The sequence below is a fragment of the Kitasatospora sp. NPDC052896 genome, assembly GCF_044547075.1.
In the GTDB taxonomy this organism is placed as follows: domain Bacteria; phylum Actinomycetota; class Actinomycetes; order Streptomycetales; family Streptomycetaceae; genus Kitasatospora.
Genome location: NZ_JBITZU010000026.1, coordinates 83,371 through 92,781 on the forward strand (window position 1 = coordinate 83,371; position 9,411 = coordinate 92,781).

Here is a 9,411-nt window from a genome sequence, read left to right on the forward strand (position 1 = left end):
CCTCAAGGCACTTGCGCGGGCCGGGAAGCAGCCGCGAGGGCAAGCTGAGCGAGGAACTGCGCGACGGCCTGGACGGCTACGTGATCCTCGGCGCCCGCACGGTCGCCCCCCGGCCCGCCCTGACGCCGGGTGAGCGGACCGCCCTGGTCGCCGCCGCGCTGGCGGCCGCGATGCCCACCACCGTGCTGAACAGTATCGGGCGGGACCTTCCGGCACTCGCCGAAGCGCTGGCGGAGGCGGTGGCCGCCGGCCGGGCCGCAGCCGGGACCTGACGTGGCACCAGGGCCGCGCCGGACCCGGGAGAATAGTCCAGTGACCAGCTCCCAGCCGCGCGGCCTGCACTCCCTGATCCCCACCGCCCACCAGGCCGCCACCCCCGGTGAGCGGGCCGCCGCCCAGATGCTCCACCTGCGCACCGCCACCATCCCGGTACCCGTGCTCGCCGCGGCCGCCGAGCTGATCGCCGCGCACCTGGAGGACCCCGACCCGGTCACCCGCGAGACGGCCGTCGACGTCCACGCCCGCCTGGTCGCCGCCCTGGACGACGCCGCGCCCGGCCGCTGATGACCGCTCCCACCGAACCTTGACGGGCGCCTCAAGGAAGTTGACCGGCAGGCGGAGTTGCTGGGGCCGGCCCAGCCCTGTCCGCCTCCGTCGCTAATCCACGCCGAGGTAGACGAAGACGCCGCCCGCGATGCTCTTCGGGTTGAGGCTGGTGAGGAACTCGCGCACGCTGCTGATCGCCTCCTGGTGGTCGATGACGCCCTTTCCGTCGGTGTCGAGCTGGGTGAAGAGACACAGCGCCTGGTCCTCGGAGGTTCCGGGGGTGGTGTCCCTGACGAAGCGCACGAACTCGTCCTTGCGCACCTGGCCGTTTTCGTTGCGGTCCACGGCATCGAACACGTTCCTCGCCAAGGACTCGAACGCGTTCATGCCGCTGCCATCGCTGGTGACATCGCGCATCGCCTCAACGAACTGCAGCCGGTTCAGCCTGCTGGCGCCGCCGGCACGGCTGACCAACTCCGAGAACACCTTCTCGTAGCCCTCTTTCAGGATTTCCGCACTGCCCCTCGCCAGGCTGCAGTCCCGGACCCTCCGGTCGACCAGGGTCTGGAGGTCACCCCACTCCAGCGTGCCGTTGCGTTCCGCGGCGTCGAACAGCTTCATGTGCCGCCCGGCGATCGAAATACCCATCCAAGGCGTCCTCTCGTCACGGGCGGGGCCGACCAGGCGCCGGCGACAGACCACCACGAGCATCAGGGCTACCCGGGCACACACCCTCAGGCAACGATCAACGCCCCCCTGCGGGCGTGTCCACCCGCCCGAGTGACAGTTGATGACGAGCCGAGCTCGATCCGACCCACGCGGCGTGTGGCACGTTGGCGCAGCTGCGCGACCTCGGGCGGCAGATCGGCCCGCCCGGCTTGTTCGTCTCCATCGGCCTTCCTTCCAGGACGGCGCTCTGTGCAGTTGGCCCGTCGCCGTAGGACACGGTGCTGACAGTGCATAACCGGAACGGCGCTCACTTCCCGCGCCGGGCGGGGAGGCGTTGCCCCACCAAGCCGTCCCGGCCGAGGCTGGCACCTGTGGTCGGCGCGGTGCCGCTGCCACCGTCACAATGCGCTGGAGGGCGGCCATCCCCTCGGGGGGTGGCCGCCCTCCGAACGTTGCCGGGCGCTGCGCGCCGTGGTCGGCGCGCTCGCCGGTCCAGCCGGCTGGACGGGCTCGGGGCACGGCGTCGAGACGGATCAGCGTGCTATCCAGCGTGCGGGAACGTGTTGGTCCGATTCGGATCAGCAGGTCGTTCCGCTCGGCACCGGTTTGAGGTCGGTGAGGTAGGCGTCCACGGCGTCGGTGACGCAGGCGTTGCTGCGGCCGTAGGCGGTGTGACCCAGGCCGTTGTAGGTGAGCAGCATGCCGCCGGGTAGTTGGGCGGCGAGGCTCTGCGCCCACGGGTAGAGCGTGGCCGGGTCGCCGGTGGTGCCGACGACCAGGACCGGGGGCAGGCCGTCGGCATGGACGCGGTGCGGCTGCTGTTGTCCGGCGGGCCAGTCCTTGCAGGTGAGTTCGGCGAGGACGGTGGAGGTGCCGATGGCGCCGGCCTCCTTGTTCGCGCGCTCCATCAGGTCCCAGTAGGGCTGCGGGTCGCTGGGGTGCGGCTGGTCGAGGCAGTTGACGGCGGTGATGGCGACGGAGGAGTTGTCGGGGGCCTGCTCGGCGGTGTCGCTCAGGTCGGATCCGGCGTCAGGGCTGTCATCGGGGCTGTCATCGGAGTTGTTGTCCTGGGTGGATATGCCGGGGCTGGCGAGTTCGGCGAGTTTCGTTCCGTCGCCGTTGTGTGCGGCGCGGAGCGCCTCGGACAGGTCCGGCCACTGGGCTTCGGGCGTGTACATCGACGTGGTGACGGCGGTGAGCAGCAGGTTCTCGTCGAGCCGTTCGGTGGTGCCCTTGATGCGCAGCGGGTGTTTCGAGGTCCGTGCGTACAGGTCGGTGATCACCTTGCGGATCCCGTCGGGGGTGGTGGCGGGGCAGGCGTCGTGCGCGACGGTGGCGCACTGCTGGGCGTAGTCGTCCACCGCCTTCTGGAAGGCTTTGCCCTGTTGGAGGGTCTGTTCGGACCAGGTGAGTGAGGGGTCCATCGCTCCGTCGAGGACGAGTGCGCGTACCCGGTGTGGGAACAGTTCGCCGTAGACGGTGCCGAGGTAGGTCCCGTAGGACCAGCCGAGGTAGCTGAGCTTGTCGTCGCCGAGGGCGGCGCGTAGCACGTCCAGGTCGCGGGCGGCGTCCAGCGTTCCGACGTGCGGCAGGATCGCCCCGCTGTGGGCTTTGCAGGCGGCGACCTGCCGGGCGGCGTCCGCGAGCGCGGCGTTGCGTTCGGCATCGGTCGTCGGGTACACGCTCGTCGGTGTGTCGTCGGAGGCGGGCTGGTCCTGGTCGGTGGCGTCGGAGGGGCCGCAGTCGATGGCCGGCTTGCTGCCGGCCACGCCGCGTGGGTCGAAGCCGACGATGTCGAAGCGGGCGCGGGTCCGTTCGCTGAAGGACGAGAGCGCGCCGTCCTTCAGCTGGCCGACCCCGGATTCGCCCGGGCCGCCGGGGTCGAAGACCAGGGATCCGATGCGCTGGGCGGGGTCCGCCGCGGCTTTCCTGGCCAGTGGCAGGGTGAAGGTCTGGCCGTTCTCGGGGTGTGCGTAGTCCATGGGGACGGTCAGCGTGGCGCACTGCAGCTCGCCGCATGGTGTCCAGGTCGGCTTCTGCTGGTAGAAGGTTTGCAGGGCGCTCTGCTCGGCGGGATCGACCGTTGGTGCTGCGGCGGCGGGCTGCACGGACGCGTCCTCTGTGGTGCGGTGGCAGCCTGCGAGTGTCGTCGCACCGAGTGCGGCCAGGGCCAGGATCAGGCTGCCGCGCTTGATGGTCGGGTGCTTCATGGGGGTACTCCGTCGGTTTTGGTCAGAGCTGTTTCGCGGCGCGCAGGCGCGGGCGTGCGGGCCGGTGGCGTCGAGCGCGGAGGCGGCCCTGTGTGGTTCCTTCTGCTCCAGTTGCCGGGAGGCCGTGAGGCCCGTCGTCGGGGCGAGCGCCCGGACGGGAGCGAGCAGGTGCGGGCTCCCCGCCCGCGAGGGCTACTCCGGTAGTCGTTCGGGGGGCGGCCCGCCTCCGGTCCGGGCCGGCGCACGCCGGCCGGTGTGGTGCGCGTGGCCGGCCCGGTGCCCGCGGCGTTCTCGGGCCTCCTTGAACCAGCGCTTCAAGCCCACGGCGTCGGATGCCTGGGAGAGGCCCACGGCGTTGACCGCCCTGCGGATCTGCTGGACCGCTCCCCGCTGGTCCAGGCCGCCCACGTCCGACGCCGCGGCCGCGACGGTCAGCAGCGCCAGCACCCCGGCGGCCCACCGCAGCCGGAGCGAGGACACCGGCCGGGCCCGGCCGATCCCCGGGGCGCGATGGGGGCCCACGCCCGGAGGCGTCCCACGGCGCCGCACACCGCCGCGCCCACGTATCCCTCGGACCGACCACCGCACTGCCCGGCTCCCTCCTGTTCGATTCCGCCGTCACGTCACTGGAGGATTCCTGAGGGAAGCTGAGGATTTGATGAGGGCGGCCCCGAGGCGGGACGGCGGACCGGGCTATCCTGACCGCCGTGCGAGTACTGGTGGTCGAAGACGATGCTGACCTGCGGTTCGCGGTAGCCGCGGCACTACGCGGCGAGGGGCTGGCCGTCGACGAGGTCGCCGATCTGCCGGCCGCCGACGAGGCACTGTTCGTCACCGAGTACGACTGCGCGGTGTTCGACCGGATGCTCCCCTCCGGGGACGCCGTCGACTTCGTTCACGCGCTGCGCCGCGCCGGGCACACCGTCCCGGTGCTGTTCCTCACCGCCCGCGACACGGTCGCCGACCGGGTCGAGGGGTTCGCCGTCGGCGGCGACGACTACCTGGTCAAGCCGTTCGCGGTGCCCGAGCTGGCGGCCCGGGTGCACAGCCTGTGCCGACGGGCGACAGCCGTCCGGCCCCCGGTGCAGCGCTTCGCCGACCTGGAGATCGACACCGCCCGCCGCCAGGTGCACCGCGGCGGCGTGCTGCTCGTCCTGACCCGCAAGGAGTTCGCCGTGCTGGAGCTGCTCGCGGCCCGGGCGGACCAGGCCGTACCCCGCGCCGACCTCATAGAGAAGTGCTGGGACGAGATGGCCGAGCCGAACTCCAACGTCGTCGAGGTCCTGGTCTCCCAGCTGCGCCGCAAGCTCGGCGACCCGCCGTTGATCCACACGGTCCGAGGGGTCGGCTACCGGCTGGCACCACCCACCGCCGGCGACAGCGGCCGGCGATGAGCGCCGCAGCCCGGCGACCGCGCCTGCGCCTGCGCCTGCGCCTGCGCCGACAACCGCGGCCGGCGATGACGGCCGCGGCCCGGATCCGGCGCCTGCGCCGGCGGCTCACGGCACTGTTCGCGCTGACCAGCGCGGTCGGACTGATCGCCCTGGCGGCGTTCGCCATCCACACCGACGACAACTCCTGGCGCAGTCAGCTCGACGACACGCTCAACCTCCAGGCCAGCCAGACGGTCCCGTATGTGAGCTTCGACGACAACGGCCGACTCGACGTACAGAATCTGCTGGACGCCATGGAGACCTCGTGCCCGCCGGTGACCGTGGTGACCGGTACGGCCGACCAGCCCACCATCGCCTACACCCCGCGCCAACCCTGCGTACGAGTCCGCACCGAGGACCTCGAAGCGGTCGCCGCCACAGCGATGCGGGACGGATCGGCCGCCGAGGTCGAGGTACGCGGCGAGAACGGCCACCAGATCTGGCTACTCGCCCAGCCCTACACAGGAGCAAGCGGCCAATCGACGGCCGGCGCAGTGGTCGCAGCCGGCGACACCACCAGCAGCCAGGCCGAGCACCGCAAACTGGCACTGCTACTGGTGACAGGCTGCGCGGTCCTGGTAGCCCTGTCCGCCGTGGCCGGGCACCTGCTCTCCGGCCGGGCGATCCGCCCGGCCCTGACAGCACTGCAGCAACAGGAGGAGTTCCTCGCCGACGCCGCCCACGACCTGCGCACCCCCACCGCCTCGCTGCGCAGCCTCGCGGAGACCGCGCTGCGCGACGACGCCCACCGTGCCGCCGCGCTGGAACGGACCGTGCGCCTGGCGACCCGGATGGGCGACCTGATCGACGGCCTGCTCACCCGGGCCCGGCTGATGGCCGGTGTCGGCACCCTGGCCCGCCAGCCGCTGCGCCTCGACCAGCTCGTCGAGGTGGTCGTCGACGACAGCGAAACCGGCGAGCACCGTGTGACCGTACACACCGAACCGGTCGTCGTGAACGCCGATCCCGACCTGATCCGACGGGCGGTGGCCAACCTCCTCGGCAACGCCCTCCTGCACGGCCACGCCCCGGGCCGGCACGCAGAAGTCGAACTCACCGTCGCCGCCGACGGAACCGTGACCGTCGACGACACCGGCCCCGGCATACCCCCGGCCCTGGCCGACTCGCTCTTCCAACGTTTCCACAGCGGCTCCGGCTCCACCGGTCTCGGACTGTCCATCGCCTCCTGGATCGCCCACGCCCACGGCGGCACCCTCGACGTCGACACCAGCCCACGCGGCGGCGCCCGCTTCACCCTCCGCCTCCCACCACAGGCCAGGACCGTCTCCCCTGAGTAGCCGCGCCCCAAGGCAGCCCCAAGGCGCGCCGCCGCGAAGCCCTGCGAGGTCAATCCTCGGTGAGACGAACTGCTGGGTCGTCAACCTTCGGTCACACCCGGCTGCCGTGGACCAGCACCGCGCACACCCGCCCCCGGACCGGCCCGGTCTCCGCGCTGGTGGTCATTGACGGGCCCAGGTCGGGCACGCGGGCTCGTGCCAGGTCGTGCGGACGACCAGCCCTCCGGGTGTCAAGTGCTCGCTGGACCAGGTCCGGCAACACCCGACGCTCGGCCGGGCCATGGCCGGCGGCCTCGCGGCCCGGACCGGAGCAGTGGGAGCGGGGACGGTGGACGCGTTCGGGCGGCGACGGCGGCGCCTGGTCATGGGTGTCGTCATGCCGCAGCTTCTGCCCACCGCGCTATGCCGCCGAACCCCGCCGCCCGAACGGAGCACCCAACGCCGTCCTACGTAACCGGCCGGTGAAACTCCCCAGCGCAGGTCGGCGGCCTGCGCCGGGGCGAAGGCCCAGGGTGGCGAAACAGGCGGCCAGGGCGAACGATCAGTCCGCCGTTGCCGTCAGCTGCTTCACAAAAGTCTCTGTGACCTGCGCGACCCACTCCGGATTCTCAAGCGGCGGGTAGTGCCCGATGTCAGGCACCCTCAGCAACTGGGCCGCCGAGCCCATCTCGGCGACCGTGTCATCGACCAGCTCGTCCTGCACGAAGAAATCGTCGGTGCCCTGCACGAGCAGGACCGGACACCGCACATCGCCGAGCCGGCCGCGCAGATCGTGGGAAGCCCACGCCTGACCGTCGAACTGACCGGCCTGCTGGGAGGTGCTGCGCTGAAGCCACCTCAGCTCGGTTTCCTGCTCGGCTGTCAGCTTCTTGCTCGCCGAGGTCACCGCCGCATACTCGAGGTGATCCGTCCAGCCGGCATCGGGCGCGCTTGTCCGACCTGCCAGCAACGCGGCAGCCTCGGCCGACAGCGGTGTCCACGACGCTGCTTGCATCGCGACGACACCTCGATAGCTCTCTCCGTGGTGAGCGGCAAGATCCAGTGCCGTCAGGCCTCCGACAGAGGCGCCGAGTACGAAGGGCGAGATTCCAGGCAACACCGTGCGCACGAACGCGTGCACGAACTCGGCGTGGTCGTGAATGGAAGTCCCCGGCTGCCACCGTGCCGGGTAGGAACGGCAGTGCCCGGGAAGATCGGGCGCGATCGCGCGATATCCGCGTTCAGCGAGCAACGGCAGAAGGTGCCGGTAGATCCGGGAGTCCGTGGCCCCCGGGTGAATGCACACGATCGGGACGCCTTCGCCGGCCTCGTCGAAGTAGGTGCGTGCACCGTTGACCGCGACATAGCGGCCCGTGATCGGTTCGAAGATCGTCATCGCTCAACTCCTTGCTGGTCACATACGGAGATCTATCGGCCACACGGCAGCGGCTCACCCGCGACCGGCGCGACCCCGGAAGCCCCCACACCCTCCACCCCTGCTTCCTGGCGCCGGGAAACAACTCCCCTGTCGCACAGGGGACTTCGGTGGCTTGTACCGCGGGGCTGTTCAGGCCGGACGGGCGGAGGAAGGGGTCTGCTTCATGCCGTTGACAATAGCTCGCGTCGTGATGGCCTCGGTGTCGACGATCGTGCCGGGCTTGATCAGGCCCTGGTCGCCGGAGGTGCCCCGGACCTGGACGGTGCGCTCGCCGAGGAGGGTGAACGACTTGCTGTCGGAGATCCACCCGGTGCGCCGGTCGGTGGTCTCGTCGAGCCGGGCCACCGCAGCCGGGCCGGCTCACCCGCGCCGAAACGGCGCGCCGCCTCCCGTGCTCCTCGGCAACGCCCATGGTGGTCTGGACATGCGGTCACACGACCTGACCGCATGTCCGGACGGTGCGGCGCGATGGGCTGTCGGCCGCCGTCCTCCGGCGCGGCCCGTTCGCATGGTGCCCCGCTTCGTCGGGTGCCGCCACGGCTGGTCGAAGCAGGCTGTCCCGGTCCTGTCACGAGATCGGCCTGGTTCCGGCACAGCCCGGTCCATCGGGCCCGAGCCGGCCCGGAGCGGCATACGGTGAGTCCGGCCACTGGGTACGGCTGCACGAGACGGCCGCGGATCGGCCGGTTGGAAGGGGGACCCCGATGGTTAATCGAACCGTCAGAGTGATTGCCGCGCTGGGGATAGCGGGTCTGGGGCTGACGGCCTGCACGTCGTCGCCCGCCAAATCCTCACAGCCGGCGCCGACGACATCGGGGGTAGCAAGCGCAGAGTCCGGAACCTCGGCAGCGACGCCGACCGGCGCCGCGCCTGCTACCACCGGTGCGGCCGCGACGACGGATGTGGCACCCACTGCCATCGCCGCCGCGCCCGGCGGCACCGCGAGCCCGAGTGGCTCGCTGATGTCCGCCTGCGAAACCAACGGCCTGCAGGGCTCGCTCACTGACGTCAGCGCGGGCGCCGGCCAGATCGACGCCACGCTGGTCCTCACCAACACCAGCGAGCACCCGTGCACACTCTCCGGCTACCCGGGTGTCTCCTTCCTCCCCGTCCTCGGCGGGGCTCTGACAGTCGGCAATCCGGCCGACCGCACCGGCGCGCCGTACTCCACTGTCACGCTCACGCCACACGGCAGCGCCCACGCCGTGCTGCACGACAGCAACGGCGCCGGCGGCTACGATCCGGCCCAGTGCCAGCTCACACCCGTGGGAGGCCTGCAGGTCTACCCGCCCGGCTCCAACGACCCGCTCTTCGTCCCTTGGAGGACCCAGCACTGCGCGGGGCCGGCCATCCACGCACTGACCATCGGCCCCGTCACGCGGTGACCCAAACCCAGGTCGGATATCCGCTACCGCACCAGGGTGAGCTTGGGCCTGCGGGGGCGTCAGCGCCGTGGCAGCTGGACCACTTCCTGCGCCTGCACCAGGACGGGCCCGTCGACTCTCCGCCCGTGCCCAGGAGCTCTACCGCCCTGGCACGACACGAGACCGGCCAGCCAGTCGCAAAGTGCGTCTCAGGAGTGGAGGGAGCCCTCGAGGGGCTTGCGGATCGGCTGAGAAGGAGTGTCTGCGAAGGGCGTCACCGCACAGGGCAGTGGTACCGGGTCGGAACGCTGCTACACACCACCGATACCTGGTGATGCGGGGGGACGACAACCTGGTGCTCTGCCTGGACCGGACGTGGGGGGGGGGGGGGGGGGGGGGGGGGGGGGCCGCCGCGGGGGGGGGGCGGGCGGGGGGGGCGCGGGGGGGGGGGGGCGGCCGCGGGGGGGGCCCGGG

10 protein-coding genes are annotated in these 9,411 nt (G+C 71.6%); 5 read left to right on the forward strand and 5 right to left on the reverse strand.

Going from position 1 to position 9,411, the window contains the following annotated elements; all coding sequences use genetic code 11:
* The first annotated feature begins 11 nt into the window (after window positions 1–11).
* On the forward strand, window positions 12–272 hold the full coding sequence (locus ACIGXM_RS32020; RefSeq protein ID WP_396567105.1) for a hypothetical protein: 261 nt from the start codon (window positions 12–14) through the stop codon (window positions 270–272).
* Between the two features lie 40 nt (window positions 273–312).
* Complete coding sequence (locus ACIGXM_RS32025; RefSeq protein WP_396567107.1) at window positions 313–564, forward strand: hypothetical protein; 252 nt, start codon at window positions 313–315, stop codon at window positions 562–564.
* Between the two features lie 93 nt (window positions 565–657).
* On the opposite strand, the gene ACIGXM_RS32030 is transcribed toward ACIGXM_RS32025, so the two are convergent.
* From ACIGXM_RS32030 to ACIGXM_RS32040, 3 genes are all read right to left on the reverse strand, one after another.
* Window positions 658–1,194 (reverse strand): EF-hand domain-containing protein, encoded by a 537-nt coding sequence (locus tag ACIGXM_RS32030; protein ID WP_396567109.1) that lies wholly within the window; start codon window positions 1,192–1,194, stop codon window positions 658–660.
* Window positions 1,195–1,793: 599 nt separating this feature from the next.
* Entirely contained in the window at window positions 1,794–3,425 is a 1,632-nt protein-coding gene (locus tag ACIGXM_RS32035) for an alpha/beta hydrolase (RefSeq protein ID WP_396567111.1), read from the reverse strand.
* Window positions 3,426–3,617: 192 nt separating this feature from the next.
* Window positions 3,618–3,947 (reverse strand): hypothetical protein, encoded by a 330-nt coding sequence (locus tag ACIGXM_RS32040; RefSeq protein WP_396567113.1) that lies wholly within the window; start codon window positions 3,945–3,947, stop codon window positions 3,618–3,620.
* 185 nt (window positions 3,948–4,132) lie between these two features.
* Here ACIGXM_RS32040 and ACIGXM_RS32045 point away from each other — a divergent pair, with 185 nt between their 5' ends.
* Together ACIGXM_RS32045 and ACIGXM_RS32050 are read left to right on the forward strand one after the other, a co-directional pair.
* Window positions 4,133–4,819 (forward strand): response regulator transcription factor, encoded by a 687-nt coding sequence (locus ACIGXM_RS32045; RefSeq protein ID WP_396567115.1) that lies wholly within the window; start codon window positions 4,133–4,135, stop codon window positions 4,817–4,819.
* Window positions 4,816–6,156: a sensor histidine kinase gene (locus tag ACIGXM_RS32050; protein ID WP_396567117.1), complete on the forward strand. Its 1,341-nt coding sequence runs from the start codon at window positions 4,816–4,818 to the stop codon at window positions 6,154–6,156. The genes ACIGXM_RS32045 and ACIGXM_RS32050 overlap by 4 nt, the downstream gene beginning before the upstream one ends.
* 541 nt (window positions 6,157–6,697) lie before the next feature.
* Here ACIGXM_RS32050 and ACIGXM_RS32055 read toward each other — a convergent pair.
* The gene (locus ACIGXM_RS32055) at window positions 6,698–7,531 is read right to left on the reverse strand and encodes an alpha/beta fold hydrolase (protein ID WP_396567119.1); all 834 of its coding nucleotides are present in this window, start codon (window positions 7,529–7,531) and stop codon (window positions 6,698–6,700) included.
* A 171-nt stretch (window positions 7,532–7,702) separates the two neighbouring features.
* Entirely contained in the window at window positions 7,703–7,918 is a 216-nt protein-coding gene (locus ACIGXM_RS32060) for a hypothetical protein (protein WP_396567121.1), read from the reverse strand.
* 557 nt (window positions 7,919–8,475) lie between these two features.
* On the opposite strand from ACIGXM_RS32060, the gene ACIGXM_RS32065 reads away from it, so the two are divergent.
* Entirely contained in the window at window positions 8,476–8,958 is a 483-nt protein-coding gene (locus ACIGXM_RS32065; RefSeq protein WP_396567123.1) for a DUF4232 domain-containing protein, read from the forward strand.
* Window positions 8,959–9,411: the final 453 nt, after the last annotated feature.